Below are 16,406 nucleotides of genomic sequence, written 5' to 3'. Positions count from 1 at the left end.
GCAAGCGATTCAGATCACGCCTTGATTCCGAAGCGTTCAAGATCCGCTTTAAGCGTCTTGGCATCGGTGAACAGCACCGATTGCCAGCCCGCCGCCCGGGCGCCGTCGACATTCTTCTGGCTGTCGTCGATGAACAGCGTCGCCGATGGTTTGAGCCCGAACGCAGCCACGTGATGGTCGTAAATGTCGCGATCCGGTTTGATCTTGCCGATCTCGCCGGAGATGGTCACCCCACGTGGACGATCCAGGAAATCGAAGCGTTCGCGGGCTTCGGCCAAAGTGTCGGAGGCGAAGTTGGTCAGCATGGTCACATCATGGCCGCGCTCGATCAGGCCGAGCATGATGGCGACGCTGTCGTCATAGGCATGCGGCACCATTTCGTGCCAATGGCGGCGGAAATTGCGGATGTTTTCCGAATGATCTGGGTGCTCTGCGATCAGCAGCGCCTCGGCCTCTTCCCAGCTTCGTCCGCGATCCTGCTCGATGTTCCAGTCATGCGTGCAGACATTGTCGAAGAACCACTGTCTCTCTTCGGCATCGGGAATGAGGCGACTGAACGGGATGTTTGGATCGTAGTGGATCAGCACACGGCCGATGTCGAAAACGATGTGGCGGATTTCAGTCATGGGGCCTCTTTGCACTGAGCGGTGACGGCTTTTTCGTCGCGCCGGGTATCGCAGCCTCGATTGCCTTTTTCATGACAGTGGGCAGCGCCTCTCCGGCAATCTCATGGGCGGGTGACCAGAAACACCCTGCCGGCGCATCACCTTTTATGTTGGCGCGAAAGACGTCGAGCTCGAGCGCGAAATGGGTGAAGACATGAGTGATTGTCCCGGCGCGCCGCCAGTCGCCGGAAAAGGGCGCCGCCGCCGGTGTGGTGGCCCCATCCACCCGCGCCGTCCAGGCCGTGGTCGGCACCTCGGTCATGCCGCCGAGCAAACCTTTCTCGGGCCGTTTGCGCAAAAGAATGGCACCGTCCTCACGCACGGCCACGAAAGCAGCGCCGCGCCGCAGCGGCTTGTCGGCTTTCGGCAGCCGCACCGGGAAGTTTTCGGGATCGCCTGAAACGACGGCGCTGCAGTCCTCGCGCAGCGGGCACAGCATGCAGCGTGGCCGGCGCGGCGTGCAGATCGTGGCGCCAAGATCCATCATCGCCTGGGCGAAATCGCCCGGTCTTGTCCGCGGCAGCAGGCGCTCGACATGGGCGCGTATCTCTGCCTTGGCTTCGCTGAGAGGTGTCGTGATCGAAAACAGCCTCGAGATGACGCGTTCGACATTGCCGTCGACAACGGCAGCGGGGCGGTCGAAGGCGATCGCCGTGATGGCCGCCGAGGTATAGGCGCCGATGCCGGGCAGGTCCCTCAAGGCGGCCTCGGTGTCGGGAAACCGGCCGCCGCGCGCCGCCACCAGATCAGCGCAAGCCTTGAGATTGCGTGCGCGGGAATAGTAGCCGAGCCCCGCCCAGGCTTTCATGACATCCTCGGTTGGTGCCGAGGCCAGCGCCTCGACATCTGGCCATTTCTCGACAAAAGCGCGGAAATAGGATTTCACCGCCTCGACGGTGGTCTGCTGCAGCATGACTTCGGACAGCCAGATGCGGTAGGGATCCGGCCGCACGCCGCGTGCATGCTCGCGCGGCGTCACGCGCCACGGCAGTTCGCGGTGGTGCACGTCGTACCAGGCAAGCAGCCGAGAGGCGGTATCGCCTGGCATTGCCCCCTGAGTCTGGGCCTTGCGGGTCTGGTCTGCTGGTGCCATTGATCTTGTGTTGGCCTGGCCGATATCGGGTGAGGTCGTGGCTGGAGAACGCACATGGCAGGGAAAAGGCGCTTCGGCAATCCTGTTCCGGTGAGCGATCTCGCCACCGAGATCCTCGATCCGGTGCTGCGCAAAAGGGCAGGCATCTCGATCGGCCTCGTCCAGTCCTGGGAAGAGATCGCCGGACCGCGCCTTGCCAGCCGCTCGCGGCCCGAGAAGATCCAGTGGCCGCGTCGCCTGCACGAGGACGATCCGTTCGAGCCGGCGGTGCTGGTCATCGCCTGCGAGGGCATGGCGGCGCTTCATCTGCAGCATGAGACCGGCGAGATCATCAACCGGGTCAACGCCTTCCTCGGCTTTACGGCAATAGGCCGCATCAGGATCGTGCAAAAACCGGTGACGTCGGACAAAGGACGGCCTAAACCCAGCTTCAGGCCCTTGACGGCGGCGGAGAAGACGAAATTGTCCAGCACGGTCGAACTGATCGAGGATGAAGGGTTGCGTGCCTCGCTGGAAAGGCTTGGCGCAACCATCCTGGGTGAAAGGAAGTCAAAAACCCCTTGAAGACAGTCATGGATTTGTCGTCAACATCTCGCATTCGTGATCGCCTTTGTCAGGTTCCGCGATTGGATTGGGGATGGAGATGCCTTAATTCGCGCCAACTCTCGCCTTTTCGTGCCTTTGCATTGCAAAATCCAACCATTGTCAGGTGATTCGTATGAACCGTCCTTCGTTCGGCAAAAGTCTGTCTCGCAGAAACGTCCTGTCATCGCTGGCCGCAATCCCGGCGGTTGCCCTGCTCGCTGCCTGCAGTGACTCCGGCGAAGAGGCCAAGGCGGCGGATGTGAAGCCTGCTGATCCGGCCGCACCCGCAAAGCCGGCAACACCGGCCGCGGTCCAGGTGCCGGAAGCGCAGGGCACCGTCGACATGGCCGAATTGCTGAAGCCGGGCGCGCTGCCCGACAAGCAGCTCGGCAAGGATGACGCGAAAGTCACCATCGTCGAATACGCCTCGATGACCTGCCCGCATTGCGCGCATTTCGCCGAGACCACCTTCCCGGATCTGAAGACCAAGTACATCGACACCGGCAAGGCGCGCTATATCCTGCGCGAATTCCCGTTCGATCCGAGCGCGGAAGCCGGTTTCATGCTGGCGCGCTGCGCCAAGGATAACTATTTCCCGATGGTGGACGTGCTGTTCAGGCAGCAGGCGAACTGGGTTGGCGTGTCGAACACCAAGGATGCGCTGCTGCAAATCTCGAAGCTCGCCGGTTTTACACAGGAGTCCTTCGAGGCCTGCTTGACGGACCAGAAACTTCTGGACGATGTGAGATCGGTCCAGAAGCGCGGCGCCAATGAATTCAAGGTCGACTCGACACCGACCTTCTTCATCAACGGTAAGACCTACAAAGGGGCGATGTCGATTGAGGAAATGTCGGCCATCATCGACCCTCTGCTCTGACATCAGGTCAGCGCTGAAGCGGCAGCGTTTCGGCGCTCGCCTTTATGGGGCGCGTGAATGAAGTTCTCGCGCCTTCGCCTCCTTGGTTTCAAGTCGTTCGTCGAGCCCGGCGAGTTCGTCATCGAACGCGGCCTGACTGGCATTGTCGGGCCGAACGGCTGCGGCAAGTCGAACCTTGTCGAGGCGCTGCGCTGGGTGATGGGCGAAAGCTCCTACAAGAACATGCGCGCGTCCGGCATGGACGACGTGATCTTTTCCGGCTCGGGTACGCGGCCCGCGCGCAATACCGCCGAAGTCACGCTTTTCCTAGACAATACCGATCGCTCGGCGCCCGCCGCATTCAACGATGCCGATGAATTGCAGGTGTCGCGCCGCATCGAGCGCGAGGCCGGCTCGCTCTATCGCATCAATGGCAAGGAAGCGCGTGCCAAGGATGTGCAGCTTCTGTTTGCCGACCAGTCGACCGGCGCGCGCTCGCCATCGATGGTCGGGCAAGGCCGTATCGGCGAACTGATCCAGGCCAAGCCGCAGGCGCGCCGTGCGCTGCTGGAAGAGGCAGCCGGCATTTCCGGCCTGCACACCCGTCGCCACGAGGCGGAACTGCGGCTGAAGGCGGCCGAACAGAACCTCGAACGCCTGGACGATGTCGTCGGCGAGCTAGAGAGCCAGATCGAGAGCCTCAAGCGCCAGGCGCGCCAGGCGTCACGCTTCAAGAACCTGTCGGCCGATATCCGCAAGGCCGAAGCGACATTGCTGCATCTGCGCTGGACGCTGGCCAAGACGCAGGAAGGCGAAGCGCGTTCGGCGCTGGCTGCCGCCACCGCCCTGGTCGGCGACCGCGCCGCCGCGCAGATGGCCGCCGCGAGGGAACAAGGCATCGGCGCCCACCGCCTGCCTGACCTGCGCGACGCGGAAGCCGCGGCCGCCGCCGCCTTCCAGCGCCTGTCGATCGCCAAGTCGCAGATCGAGGAGGAGGCCGGCCGCATCCGCAACCGCCAGGCCGAAATCGAGCGTCGGTTGCAGCAGCTTGACGGCGACATCGCCCGCGAGGAGCGGATGGTGCGCGACAATGCCGATGTTCTCGAACGCCTGCGCACCGAAGAGGCTGTACTGAATTCCGAGAACGCCGGCGCCGCGGAACGCGAGGCCACCACCCGCGCGGCGTTCGAACAGGCGGCGTCGACGCTGGCGCAGAGCGAAGCCAGGCTCGCAGCGCTGACCGCCGAACGGGCCGAGGCCGCCGCCTCGCGCCATCAGATCGAACGGACGCTGCGCGAAACCGCTGAGCGCCGCGACCGCTTCGCCCGGCAACTCGCCGAGGTCGACCGCGAATTGTCGGACATCCTCTCCAAGGTGGCTGGCCTGCCGGATCCGGCCGAAAAGCGGGTGCTGGTCGAACAGGCCGTGGCGCTGCTCGAAGAATCCGAGGCGGCGGTGGCGCAGGCCGAGCAGTCGGTCATCGATGCCCGTGCCGCCGAAAGCGCCGCCCGGCCGCCGCTTCAGGACGCCAGGGCCGAGCTGGCGGGCATCGAGACCGAAGCGCGCACGCTGGCCAAGATACTCAATGCCGCCAGCGGCGATCTCTTCCCTTCGGTGCTTGAGCAGATCAGCGTCGAGCGCGGCTTTGAGACGGCGCTGGGTGCGGCGCTTGGCGAAGACCTCGACGTGCCGCTCGACCGCAGCGCGCCGGTGCATTGGGGCGAAAGCCCGATCGAGCCCGGCGACGCGACCCTGCCGGACGGCATCAAGAGTCTGGCCAGCGTGGTTCGTGCCCCTGCGCAATTGGCTCGCCGACTGGCGCAGATCGGGATCGTCGAGGTGGCCGACGGCCGCCGGCTGCAGGCGCTGCTTGCGCCGGGCCAGAGGCTGGTCAGCCGCGAAGGCGCGCTCTGGCGCTGGGACGGTCTCACGGCCAGCGCCGATGCGCCGACGGCCGCTGCCCAACGGCTGGCGCAGAAGAACCGGCTTGCCGAACTAGATGCCGAAGCGGTGCAGGCGACGCTTGTCCTGCGTCAGGCCGAGGAGGCGCTGGCACAGGCCGAACAGGCGCTTCGCCAGGCAAGCGAGGCCGAACGCAACACGCGCCAGGCCGGACGCGACGCCCAGCACCGCCTGGACGCTGCCCGCAATGCGCTGGCCGACGCCGAAAAGGCGGGCGGCGAGCTGTCGAGCCGGCGCGCGGCCCTCGACGAGGCCCGCGCGCGCATCGTCGACAGCCATGAGGAAACCTCGGCGGCTTTCGTCGAGGCCGAAATGCTGCTGCAGGATGCGCCCGATCTCGGCGACCTGCAATTGCAGCTCGAACAGTCCTCGGCCAATGTCTCGCGCGACCGCGCCACGCTTGCCGATGCGCGCGCCGTCCATGAGGGATTGCGGCGTGAAGCCGAGGCGCGCGCACGCCGGCTCGATGCCATCGGCGCCGAACGCAGCAACTGGCTGGTGCGCGCCGAAAACGCCTCGACGCAGATTGCCTCGCTCGGCGACCGCAAGGCCGAGGCCGAGGCCGAGCGCGAACGCCTGGCTGATGCTCCCGACGAGATCGACGCCAAGCGGCGCGCGCTGCTGTCGCAACTCACCGAGGCCGAGACCTTGCGCAAGGCGGCCGCCGATCGCCTGCAGGAAGCGGAGAACAGGCAGGCCGAACTGGACAAGCTGGCTACATCAGCCATCCAGTCGCTGGCCGAGGCGCGCGAGACCCGTGCCCGTACCGAGGAAAGGCTGACGGCGGCCGACGAGCGCCGTCTTGAGGTCGAGGCTCGCATCCAGGAAACGCTGAACACGCCGCCGCATCTGGTCATTCGCCATACCGGCCTGGAAGTCGACGCTCCGATGCCCGAGATGGCCGAGATCGAACGCCAGCTCGACCGCTTGAAGATCGAGCGCGAACGGCTCGGCGCCGTCAATCTGCGCGCCGAGGAAGAGCAGAAGGAGCTCTCCGACCGGCTGGAGGCGATCGTTTCCGAGCGCGAGGACATCATCGAAGCGATCCGCAAGCTCAGGCAAGCGATCCAGAGCCTCAATCGCGAAGGCCGCGAGCGGCTTCTCGCCGCCTTCGACGTGGTCAACAGCCATTTCCAGCGCCTGTTCTCGCACCTGTTCGGTGGCGGCACGGCGGAATTGCAGCTGATCGAATCCGAGGATCCGCTCGAGGCAGGCCTCGAAATTCTTGCCCGCCCGCCGGGCAAGAAGCCGCAGACCATGACGCTGCTGTCGGGCGGTGAGCAGGCGCTGACGGCGATGTCGCTGATCTTCGCCGTCTTCCTGACCAATCCGGCGCCGATCTGCGTCCTCGACGAAGTCGATGCGCCGCTCGACGATCACAATGTGGAACGCTTCTGCAATCTCATGGACGAGATGGCCAAGACCACCGAGACGCGCTTCGTTATCATCACGCACAATCCGATCACGATGGCCCGCATGGACCGGCTGTTCGGCGTCACCATGGCCGAGCAGGGCGTGAGCCAACTCGTATCGGTCGATCTGCAGGCCGCTGAAGCGATGCGCGAGGCGAGCTGACACGTCCGGGCTGATAGCGCTCCGGCCGTCAGCACAATGTGCGATTGGCGGTCAGCCTCGACGGCGCATGAGCCAGCTTGCACAACCCGCCGCCACGAGCCCGAACGCGATGCCGATACAATCGGCAACCCAGTCGAACACATCGAAATCGCGGGCTATCTCCGACGTCCCCTGAAGGACTTCGATCGCAGCTCCGACCGCGGCCAGGAAAATGACCAGCCAGAGCTTGCGCTTGGGCCAACCCAGGCTGCCAAGCGCGGCCAGGACGGCGAATGCGCTGGCGTGATTGAGCTTGTCATCGCTGAAACCGACATCGATCCCGAATTGCTCGAGCCAAGGCTCCGGCAGCAGCGCGAGGATAAGAACCGCAACGAACGTAACGACAAATGCGGTTCGCAAGACGACTGAGCAGGATGTCATTGTGCCCCAACAGCGATTTCGACCGCCCTGAGGTCGAAGCCTGCCGACTGAACCCGATGCACCAGGCAGGAGAAGCGCAGAGCGTCACGATTGCATCGGATCGTCGGAAAAGCAACGAGGTTTGTCTGCATGGAAGGGTGAATTTTCCCGTTTTTCGGGAAGGTCGTTGACTATCGAAGCGGGTTCCGCTTCATTTCGGCAAAGATAAGCTCTCCTGGTGAACTGGAGCTTCTCGATGATGACAGACGCGGAAACCGGGATTTCTCGTATGCCTGATGGTCCGGCGGACCTGGCGACACGGCCACGGATCCCAGCGGATCTATCGAGGCAAGGCACGTGTGGACGCATCTGCGCGACGTGTCCGATGCGAAGCCTGAGCTGCTCCTCATCGGCTTTCGATAGTGTCGCCGTGGGGCGAAATGCTCGGTGAGGCGAAAAGAAATGGCAGGGGGGCGCCGCGGAAGGCGCCGCCCTGCCATCCTGATGATCAGGCGGCGAGCCAGGCCCTGGTGAAATCCTGCTCATACGCCTGATGCATCTGATAGCCCATCAAGGCAGGTTTCATATGGCAGAACAGCTTTCGCCAGTAAGGCTGAACGATGATGCCGGATTCCTGCAGCATCAGCTGCAATTCCTTCATCACCGCGCGGCGCTGGTCCGGATCGGCAATGGCATTGGCCTTGTGAACCTTGGCATCGAACGCCGGATCGGCAAACCCTGTCTCGTTCCATGCAGAGCCGCTCTGATAGGCAAGCGCATAGGTCTGGATGCCGAGCGGGCGGGCATTCCAGTTGGTCGTGGCGAAGGGATACTTGGTCCAATCGTTCCAGAATGCCGATTCCGGGATGACCGTGCGCTTCACCTTGAAGCCGGCGTCGCGCATCTGCTGGGCGACGACGTCGGAGCTTTCCTTGCGGTAGTCGGCTTCGACAGAGATCAGATCGAACTCGAAATCGAGCTGGCCGGCTTCCTCCAGCAGCGCCTTGGCCCGGACCGGGTCGCGCTTGATCGGCGGCAGGTCGGCATGTTCGGGGTGCATCGGTCCGACGTGATCGTTCTGCGCCACCATGCCCATGCCGTTGGCGCCGAGCTGCAGCACCGCCTCATTGTCGACCGCAAGCTGAATGGCATTGCGCACGCGCTTGTCGTCGTAGGGTTTGGCGTTGACGTTGCAGCGCGAGACGATGGTGGCGGCGGTGACGATCTCGCTCTTCTTCAGGCCCAGCCCGTCGAGCATGGCGACGTCATAGGACTGCGTCTGGCCGTTCAAATCGATCTCGCCCGATTCGAAAGCGGAGACGGTGGCGGCCGAGTCGGTGCCATAGTCGATCCAATCGATGCCATCCAGGAAAACCTCGCCGCCCCACCACGAGCCTTCCGGCCGCTTGCGCACCGAGGCGGCGACGCCGACATCGAGCTTCTTGAGTTCGAACGGGCCCGTGGAAACGGGATTTGCCGACAGGGCCGCCTCTTTCGGATTGAAGCTGCGATGCACGATCAATGCCGGGTAATCCGTCATCGCCGGGATGATGGTGATGTCGGGTTGCGAAAGTTTCAGCGCCACGGTGTGGTCGTCGCGGATCGTGATCGCGCCGGCCCGCGCCACCTTGGTGTCGGGATCGATCAGCGAACTCATGCGCCCAGCCATGGAGTTGCCGGCGGCACCCTTCTCGCACCATCGCGTGATGTTGAAGGCAACATCCGTGGCGGTGAAATCGTCGCCGTTCGACCATTTCACGCCTGGGCGGACCTTGAGCACGTACTCCGTGGCGTCCGTGTTGATTTCCCAGCTCTGCAGCAGGACCGGCTCGAAGGTGAAATCCGGCTTCCAGCGCACCAGCGGTTCGAGAAATTGCATGGCGATGTTGCCCATCTGCGAAATCTTGAAACTGCGCGGATCCTCCAGTTCCATCACCTGCATGGCGACGCGTACGACACCGCCCTTCCTGGGTTGGGCCGCTTCTTCAGCCAGAGCCGGAACCGGCTGCCCAATGAGGCCGTAGGCGACCGCCGTGCTGGCGCCAAAGGCGCTGGCCAGCGCCAGGAATTCGCGGCGGCTGAGCGCGCCATTTCTTGTACCCCGTGCAAAAGCGTCGATCGCGGGATGAAGAGGCTTGGATGTCATATCGTTTCTCCCATTGTTGATTTTACGTCCAAATTCGGTGGAATGCCCTTGCCGCACGATCGCCGGGCGCTGTCTTCTGCCGGAAGCCGCGAAGGGTGGAGCAGACGCGGCGGCGAGGGGAAGCCAGGATGAATCTTCTGACGGCCATGCGGGTGTTCGACCGGGTCTGCCTGCTGGGCAGCCTCTCGGCGGCGGCGCGCGATCTCAACATGTCGACCACGGCGGTCAGCCGCATGATCAAGGATCTGGAGGAGGATCTTGGCGTGCGTCTCATCAACCGCACCACAAGGCGCCTCAGCCTCACCGAGGCGGGACGTGACTATGCTCCCCGGGCCCGCAGTCTGCTGGACGACATCTCGGAACTGCAGGATTCGACGCGCGGCCTGCACAAGGAAACGCGCGGGCTGATCCGGGTTTCCTGCTCCAATGTCCTTGGCCACACGCGCATCACCAAGCTGGTGCCGAAATTCCTGGAAGAGAACCCGCTCACCAGCATCGAGTTCGACCTGACCGCGCGCTACGTCGTCGGCATTGTCGAGGAGGGCTACGATGTCGCCATCCGTTTCGGCGGACAGGCTGATTCCGCGTTGATCGCGAGGCGCCTTGGCGAGGTTCGCAACTATGTCTGCGCCACGCCGGACTACTGGAACAGAAATGGCCGGCCGACCCATCCGGACCAGCTGGCAAGCCATTCCTGCGTGTTGAGCAACTTCGCCAAGCGGCTGGGCACATGGCCGTTCATAGGACCCGACGGGCCGTTCGACGCCGCCATTGGCGGGCGCATCTCGACCAACAGCGTGGAGGCCGCCTATCAGATGACCATCGCCGGCTTCGGCATCGGCAACCTGCCGAGCCTTCTGGTTGATGCCGCGATCCGGGACGGCCGTCTGGAGGTGCAGCTTGACGAGTTTCGCCCGGGCTCCAGCCCGATCTACGCGCTCTATCCGCACCGCACCTATATCGCCGCCAAGGTGCGCGCCTTCGTCGATTTCCTGATGCGCGAACTGTCGGCGGATTTCACCGCCTGAGACTTTGCGAGGCCGCTGGCGGACGCAGCCAGGGGCCCGGCGCGAACGCCAGGCCCCTTTTGCCCCCGTCGCCCGGCGCGGCAATGTCATTTCCACCAGGCGGTGGTGTCGTACATCGGTCCCGGCTCCTCGAAGAGCTTTTCGTATTTGCACAGCGTCGGCGTCTCGCCGAGCGGCACGGAGACGCCATCCCGGAACGCCCATTCGCCGCGCTGCGTCGAGTCCGCCCGCACATAGCTCGACAGGGCGAAGGCGCGGTCGTGCTGCGACTTGTTCGGCGAGGAGCCGTGCACGGTAAGCAGTCCCCACATGGCAAGGTCGCCCGGCTCCAGCACCAGCGGAACGATGGTCGCCGGGTCGATGCCGACCTTGCGCAACTCCTCCTCGGCGGTCAGGCCCTTCATCAGCTCGCCGGTTCCCTCGTCCGAGAGGCCGAGATAGCCGAGTTTGTGGCTACCGGGCACGACCTGGAGGCAGCCATTGTCGAGCGTCGCGCGGTCGACGGCGAGGCCGGTGGTCACGGTCGCGTCGGCGACATTGTCGAAGGCGGCCTGGTTGCGGAAACGCAGGTCCTGGTGGAAGCGGTAACCCGTGACATTGGCGCCTGGCGGCTTCCAGTGCAGTTGCTGGGCGATTTGCCTGATGTCGCGGCCAATCAGCCCCTCGAGCAGTTTCAGATAGTCCGGGCTGCGCCGGAATTGCTCGAAATAGGAATTGATCCAGGAAAACCAGTAGGCCTGCAGCACGTAACGCTGGCCGAAATCCGACTCGGGTAGAATCTGGAAGTTGAGATTGCCATGCCTGTAGGTGGCGTGATGCTTGAGCCCTTCGGCGTAGACATCATCCGTTTCCTTCTTCAGCCGGGCCATCTCGTCGCCGTCGACGAACTGTCGAACGATCGCATATCCTTCCTCGCGGTACTGCTCCACCGCCTCGCGTGCCTGCTTGTCCGTCAACATGTCTTTGACAACCCCTGTCTGGTGATCCGTGGCGATCGTAACAAAGGGATTGCGGGCGATAAGTCGTGGATTCTGGCATCGACTTTCCCGAATATCGGAAAAATACCGCTGGCGAACGCGAGCGTGAATCCGGATCCGGGTGTCCGCTCGCAAAGATCGCGGCGTCTGGCCCGGACGCAGCGCATCCAGCGTGCCATATGGAAAATCGCTTTGATGGATGATGACAGTCTGCTTCGGCGAATGTCATGCCGTATCAGGCATTCATCGCTCGCCTGACCCTGCCATTCCTTTTGTCATCCCAACGAGCCGTGAGACCGGCCCCAATGACAACCGGACGCACCTGTAGGGGTGGCTGGGGCGCCAGGATTCGAACCTGGGAATGTCGGTACCAAAAACCGATGCCTTACCACTTGGCGACGCCCCAATAGCCGTCAGAGTCGCTTGTGCGGCGCGTTATTAGCAGAGCAGCCGAAAAGCACAATGCCAAAGCACAATGCTCATGAGTGACGCTAGAACACTCGGCTGGCCTGCGGCGCCTTGCCGCCAGATGGTCCATGAACAGGCTATTGGGACCACACTGCCAGCTCATTGCCGGCCGGATCGACGAAGTGGAAGCGTCGGCCGCCGGGAAATGCGAAGATCGGCTTGACGATCGTGCCGCCGGCGCTTTCGACGGCGCCAAGCGTTTCCTCGAGGTCGTCGCTGTAGAGCACGGGCAGCGGCTTGGCCGGTGCTTCCGCGGCATCGGCCTGGAAACCGCCATCCAGGCCCTCTGCGAAGGCCGAATAGGTGGGCCCGTAGTCGGTGAACGACCAGGCAAAGGCGGAACTGTAGAAAGCCTTCAGCCGATCCAGCGTGCCGCCGGTCGCCGGCATTTCCAGATAGTCGAGTTTTCCAGTCAGTTTCATGGGACACCTATTTGTTCCCTTTATGTTCTAGCTGTCGAACCGTGAGGTGGCAAGTCTTTTTGCCGCATGTCCGGGCCGGGCTTTTTCTTAATCGATTGTAGCGGCGGAACGGCTTTTCCGGTGCTTGCCTTTCGCACTGCAGCATCATATCGGTCCAAAGTCGGACTAGGGCGGAACTTTCCGTTTCGCCAATCTTTCCAATCTCCTGCAACCGGAGAGCAAAGCATGACCAAATGGGTTTTCACCTTTGGCGATGGTGCGGCGGAAGGCCGTGCCGGCGACAAGAATCTGCTGGGCGGCAAGGGCGCCAACCTTGCCGAAATGTGCAGCCTGGGCCTGCCGGTGCCGCCGGGCTTCACCATCACCACCGAGGTCTGCAATGCCTATTACGCCAATGGCCGCGCCTATCCGGCGGGGTTGGAAGCCGATGTCGCGATCGCACTCGATCACATTGGCCGGCTGACCGGCCGGCAGTTCGGCGATCCGTCGAAGCTGCTGCTCGTGTCGGTACGCTCCGGGGCTCGCGCGTCGATGCCGGGCATGATGGACACCGTGCTCAATCTCGGTCTCAACGACGAAACCGTCGAGGCGTTGGCCGCCGATTCCGGCGATGCGCGCTTTGCCTATGACAGCTACCGCCGCTTCATCCAGATGTATTCCGATGTCGTCATGGGCCTCGATCACGAGGTGTTCGAGGAGATACTGGAAGACCAGAAGGCCGGCCTCGGCCATGAACTCGACACCGAGCTGACGGCCATCGAATGGCAAGGCGTGATCGCGCTCTACAAGGCCAAGGTCGAGGAAGAGCTCGGCAGGCCGTTCCCGCAGGATCCGCAAGAACAGCTTTGGGGCGCCATCGGCGCCGTGTTCTCGAGCTGGATGAACAACCGCGCCATCACATACCGGCGTCTGCATGACATCCCCGAAAGCTGGGGCACGGCGGTCAACGTGCAAGCCATGGTGTTCGGCAATATGGGCGAGACCTCGGCCACCGGCGTCGCCTTCACCCGAAATCCGTCGACCGGCGAAAAGCAGCTCTATGGCGAGTTCCTGGTGAACGCGCAGGGCGAGGATGTCGTCGCCGGCATCCGCACGCCGCAGAACATCACCGAGGCGGCCCGCATCGCCGCCGGTTCCGACAAGCCGTCGCTGCAAAAGCTGATGCCCGACGCCTTCCAGTCCTTCGTCACCATCTCCGACAGTCTGGAAAAGCATTACCGCGACATGCAGGATCTCGAATTCACCATCGAGCGCGGCAAATTGTGGATGCTGCAGACTCGCTCCGGCAAGCGCACCGCGAAGGCGGCGCTGAAGATTGCGGTCGAGATGTCCAGGGACGGCCTGATCTCGAAGGAGGAGGCTGTCGCTCGCATCGATCCGGGCTCGCTCGACCAGTTGCTGCATCCGACCATCGATCCGAAAGCCGCGCGTGACGTCATCGGCGTCGGTCTGCCGGCCTCGCCGGGCGCCGCCACCGGCGAGATCGTCTTTTCCTCCGGCGAGGCCGAGGATCTGAAGACCCAAGGCCGCAAGGCGATCCTGGTGCGCATCGAGACCAGCCCCGAGGACATCCACGGCATGCATGCCGCGGAAGGCATCCTGACCACGCGCGGCGGCATGACCAGCCATGCCGCCGTTGTCGCGCGCGGCATGGGCAAGCCTTGCGTGTCGGGCGCCGGGTCGCTGCGCGTCGACTACAAGGCGGGCACGCTGATCTCGATGGGGCAGACCTTCCGCAAGGGCGACATCATCACCATCGATGGCGGCAATGGCCAGGTGCTGAAGGGCGCGGTTGCCATGCTGCAGCCGGAACTGTCGGGCGATTTCGCCGCCATCATGGAATGGGCGGACGCCGTGCGCCGCATGAAGGTGCGCACCAATGCCGAAACGCCGCTCGATGCCCGCATGGCGCGCTCCTTCGGCGCTGAAGGCATCGGGCTTTGCCGTACTGAACACATGTTCTTCGACGGCGACCGCATCGTCGCCATGCGCGAAATGATCCTGGCCGACACCGAGAAGGACCGGCGCGCCGCCCTGGCCAAGCTTCTGCCCATGCAGCGCTCGGATTTCCTGGAACTGTTCGAGATCATGGCAGGCCTGCCGGTGACGATCCGCCTGCTCGATCCGCCGCTGCACGAATTCCTGCCCAAGACCGAGGCCGAAATCGCCGAGGTCGCCGCCGTCATGAATGTATCGGCCGACAAGCTCAGGCAGCGCACCGAGGCCCTGCACGAATTCAACCCGATGCTTGGCCATCGCGGCTGCCGGCTGGCCGTCTCCTATCCGGAGATCGCCGAGATGCAGGCACGCGCCATTTTCGAGGCCGCCGTCGAAGCCGGCAAGAAGGCGGGCGCGCTGGTTGTGCCCGAGATCATGGTGCCGCTGGTCGGCCTAGTGAAGGAACTCGAGTACGTGAAGGCGCGCATCGATGCGGTCGCCAAGAGCGTCATGGACGAGAGCGGCGTCAAGATCGACTATCTGACTGGAACGATGATCGAACTGCCGCGTGCGGCGATCCGTGCCCATGTGATCGCCGAGTCGGCCGAGTTCTTCTCCTTCGGCACCAATGACCTTACCCAGACCACCTTCGGCATCTCTCGCGACGATGCGGCCTCGTTCCTGGAGACTTATCGCCAGAAGGGCATCATCGAGCAGGATCCGTTCGTCTCGCTCGACATCGACGGTGTCGGCGAACTGGTGCGCATGGCCGCGCAAAAGGGCAGGGCGACACGGCCTGAGATCAAGCTCGGCATCTGCGGCGAACATGGCGGCGATCCCTCGTCGATCCGTTTCTGCGAGGAGGTCGGTCTCGACTATGTGTCGTGCTCGCCCTATCGCGTGCCGATCGCCAGGCTGGCGGCCGCGCAGGCCGCGGTGCAGGTAGCAAAGACGGGGCGCGGATAGGACGATCAAAGCTTACGGTTTTGTATGAAAACTCACGCGAACGTGCTGAAGGCATTGCGTAATCTCGACATTGTTCCTGCCCAATTTGCGGACGGCCCGCCAATTGTCCCGGGAATCACATGTTGCAGATATCACCCGCGCCGTTCCGCTCGATCCTGGTCATTCAAACGAAGTTCATAGGCGACATCGTCCTCGCCTCGACGCTCGCCAGGAACCTTCAACTCGAATTCCCCGGCGCCAGGATCGTGTTCCTCTGCGAGGCGCAGTTCGAAAGCTTCGTGGTCGCGCATGGTATCGCCTCGGAAGTGGTCACCTTCAGGCGATCCCGCATGCGCGGCACCGCGCTGGAGCGTGGAAAAGAGCTCTATGCCATGGTGCGGGCCCTACGCGGCTTCCGCTTTGACCTTACGATCGACCTGACCGATTCAAAGACCTCGCGCATCGTCAGCGGGTTCGTCAACGCCAAGACCCGCGTCGGCTACAATCCTCCCGAACGGCCTCTGAAGCTGCTGGAGCGGCAACCCGCCAATGTGTTTGCCAAGCCGTTCGGATTTGGCGGCCAGCATTTTGTCTATCGCTATCTTTCGCCCATTGAAGCGCTCGGCCTCGATCTGCGCGTGACGGTGCCAAGCATTCAGCCTCTGCCGTTCGAGACCCTGAAAGCCTTGGCGCTTCTGGGCAAGCATGGTCTCGACCCAAACGGCTTCGTCGCGGTGCACGCGGGAGCCAGTTTCAAGGGCCGGCAATGGCAGCCCGAACGCTTTGCCGAGGCGATCGACGAGATTGCAACCGACACCGGATTGGGCTTCGTGCTGGTCGGAGGGCCGGAGGAGCAGGGGACCGCCGCGCGGATCATCGCCAGGACGGCGACGCCGGTCGTCGACCTTGTCGGGACGCTGTCGCTCGAGAACTTGTTGGCTGTGCTCAAGCAGGCGCGGCTGTTTCTCGGCAACGAGAGCGGCCCGATGCATATGGCCGCGGCCGCGGGCACACCCGTTGTCGGCCTCTTCGGTATGACGAACCCGTCGCGCTGGGGGCCTCTCGGCGTGCCCAGCATCGCGCTTCGTCCGCCGATGCCGTGCGACTGCGTGGCCAAGGGCTTGTGCCGCCGGACCGACCCCCGCAAGGCGTGCTGCGTCTGGCGCCTGGAAGTGAAGCCTGTCGTCGAGGCGGCGCGCGAGGTGCTGGCGCGCACCGAGATGAAGCGGGAACGCGCTGTCTGAACGGCTGTCGCCGGATGGATAATTCGCAAGGCCGGCGGTCAAATTGCCGCGCCATGCATTTTTCTGCTACCCATCGTCCCGATTTCCGCCTTCATGCGGGTCT

General features: G+C 63.6%; 12 protein-coding genes and 1 tRNA gene. 6 read left to right on the top strand and 7 right to left on the bottom strand.

The genetic code is table 11. The features are described 5' to 3' along the window. Positions 1–14: 14 nt before the first annotated feature. Complete coding sequence (locus MesoLj_RS28235) at positions 15–626, bottom strand: HAD family hydrolase (protein WP_140768848.1); 612 nt, start codon at positions 624–626, stop codon at positions 15–17. Then, complete coding sequence (mutY, locus tag MesoLj_RS28230; protein ID WP_202323325.1) at positions 619–1,758, bottom strand: A/G-specific adenine glycosylase; 1,140 nt, start codon at positions 1,756–1,758, stop codon at positions 619–621. The genes MesoLj_RS28235 and mutY overlap by 8 nt, the downstream gene beginning before the upstream one ends. A 54-nt stretch (positions 1,759–1,812) precedes the next feature. Here mutY and MesoLj_RS28225 point away from each other — a divergent pair, with 54 nt between their 5' ends. The 3 genes from MesoLj_RS28225 (at position 1,813) to MesoLj_RS28215 (ending at position 6,736) form a co-directional block, all read left to right on the top strand. Beyond that, on the top strand, positions 1,813–2,322 hold the full coding sequence (locus tag MesoLj_RS28225; protein WP_056563897.1) for a DUF721 domain-containing protein: 510 nt from the start codon (positions 1,813–1,815) through the stop codon (positions 2,320–2,322). A 154-nt stretch (positions 2,323–2,476) separates the two neighbouring features. Next, positions 2,477–3,220: a DsbA family protein gene (locus MesoLj_RS28220; RefSeq protein WP_140768844.1), complete on the top strand. Its 744-nt coding sequence runs from the start codon at positions 2,477–2,479 to the stop codon at positions 3,218–3,220. A 57-nt stretch (positions 3,221–3,277) separates the two neighbouring features. Further along, positions 3,278–6,736 (top strand): chromosome segregation SMC family protein, encoded by a 3,459-nt coding sequence (locus MesoLj_RS28215; RefSeq protein WP_202323324.1) that lies wholly within the window; start codon positions 3,278–3,280, stop codon positions 6,734–6,736. Positions 6,737–6,787: 51 nt separating this feature from the next. On the opposite strand, the gene MesoLj_RS28210 is transcribed toward MesoLj_RS28215, so the two are convergent. Together MesoLj_RS28210 and MesoLj_RS28205 are read right to left on the bottom strand one after the other, a co-directional pair. Further along, positions 6,788–7,135: a hypothetical protein gene (locus MesoLj_RS28210; RefSeq protein WP_244735181.1), complete on the bottom strand. Its 348-nt coding sequence runs from the start codon at positions 7,133–7,135 to the stop codon at positions 6,788–6,790. 508 nt (positions 7,136–7,643) lie between these two features. Further along, the gene (locus MesoLj_RS28205) at positions 7,644–9,281 is read right to left on the bottom strand and encodes an ABC transporter substrate-binding protein (RefSeq protein WP_202323323.1); all 1,638 of its coding nucleotides are present in this window, start codon (positions 9,279–9,281) and stop codon (positions 7,644–7,646) included. 128 nt (positions 9,282–9,409) lie between these two features. Between MesoLj_RS28205 and MesoLj_RS28200 the strand changes: the two genes are divergently transcribed. After that, positions 9,410–10,309 carry a LysR family transcriptional regulator gene (locus MesoLj_RS28200; protein WP_202323322.1) on the top strand — a complete coding sequence of 300 codons (900 nt, stop codon included), beginning with the start codon at positions 9,410–9,412 and terminating at the stop codon, positions 10,307–10,309. A gap of 86 nt (positions 10,310–10,395) precedes the next feature. Here MesoLj_RS28200 and MesoLj_RS28195 read toward each other — a convergent pair whose 3' ends face one another. From MesoLj_RS28195 to MesoLj_RS28185, 3 genes are all read right to left on the bottom strand, one after another. Then, positions 10,396–11,268: a phytanoyl-CoA dioxygenase family protein gene (locus MesoLj_RS28195; protein ID WP_202323321.1), complete on the bottom strand. Its 873-nt coding sequence runs from the start codon at positions 11,266–11,268 to the stop codon at positions 10,396–10,398. A gap of 349 nt (positions 11,269–11,617) precedes the next feature. Beyond that, positions 11,618–11,692, bottom strand: a tRNA-Gln gene (locus MesoLj_RS28190). A 139-nt stretch (positions 11,693–11,831) separates the two neighbouring features. Beyond that, on the bottom strand, positions 11,832–12,176 hold the full coding sequence (locus MesoLj_RS28185; protein ID WP_056563877.1) for a VOC family protein: 345 nt from the start codon (positions 12,174–12,176) through the stop codon (positions 11,832–11,834). A 225-nt stretch (positions 12,177–12,401) separates the two neighbouring features. Between MesoLj_RS28185 and ppdK the strand changes: the two genes are divergently transcribed. After that, positions 12,402–15,080, top strand: a complete 2,679-nt coding sequence (gene ppdK / locus MesoLj_RS28180) for a pyruvate, phosphate dikinase (RefSeq protein WP_202323320.1) — start codon at positions 12,402–12,404, stop codon at positions 15,078–15,080. A gap of 119 nt (positions 15,081–15,199) precedes the next feature. After that, positions 15,200–16,303 (top strand): glycosyltransferase family 9 protein, encoded by a 1,104-nt coding sequence (locus MesoLj_RS28175; protein ID WP_202323319.1) that lies wholly within the window; start codon positions 15,200–15,202, stop codon positions 16,301–16,303. The last annotated feature ends 103 nt before the right edge of the window (positions 16,304–16,406 follow it).

The sequence above is a fragment of the Mesorhizobium sp. 113-3-9 genome (assembly GCF_016756515.1).
Taxonomy (GTDB): domain Bacteria; phylum Pseudomonadota; class Alphaproteobacteria; order Rhizobiales; family Rhizobiaceae; genus Mesorhizobium.
This window is presented reverse-complemented; position numbering and strand designations above follow the sequence as displayed.

Coding starts and splice junctions, on each gene's coding strand:
- MesoLj_RS28235 (WP_140768848.1), bottom strand. CDS start 626: ATGACTGAAATCCGCCACATCGTTTTCGACATCGGCCGTGTGCTGATC.
- mutY (WP_202323325.1), bottom strand. CDS start 1,758: ATGGCACCAGCAGACCAGACCCGCAAGGCCCAGACTCAGGGGGCAATG.
- MesoLj_RS28225 (WP_056563897.1), top strand. CDS start 1,813: ATGGCAGGGAAAAGGCGCTTCGGCAATCCTGTTCCGGTGAGCGATCTC.
- MesoLj_RS28220 (WP_140768844.1), top strand. CDS start 2,477: ATGAACCGTCCTTCGTTCGGCAAAAGTCTGTCTCGCAGAAACGTCCTG.
- MesoLj_RS28215 (WP_202323324.1), top strand. CDS start 3,278: ATGAAGTTCTCGCGCCTTCGCCTCCTTGGTTTCAAGTCGTTCGTCGAG.
- MesoLj_RS28205 (WP_202323323.1), bottom strand. CDS start 9,281: ATGACATCCAAGCCTCTTCATCCCGCGATCGACGCTTTTGCACGGGGT.
- MesoLj_RS28200 (WP_202323322.1), top strand. CDS start 9,410: ATGAATCTTCTGACGGCCATGCGGGTGTTCGACCGGGTCTGCCTGCTG.
- MesoLj_RS28195 (WP_202323321.1), bottom strand. CDS start 11,268: ATGTTGACGGACAAGCAGGCACGCGAGGCGGTGGAGCAGTACCGCGAG.
- MesoLj_RS28185 (WP_056563877.1), bottom strand. CDS start 12,176: ATGAAACTGACTGGAAAACTCGACTATCTGGAAATGCCGGCGACCGGC.
- ppdK (WP_202323320.1), top strand. CDS start 12,402: ATGACCAAATGGGTTTTCACCTTTGGCGATGGTGCGGCGGAAGGCCGT.
- MesoLj_RS28175 (WP_202323319.1), top strand. CDS start 15,200: ATGTTGCAGATATCACCCGCGCCGTTCCGCTCGATCCTGGTCATTCAA.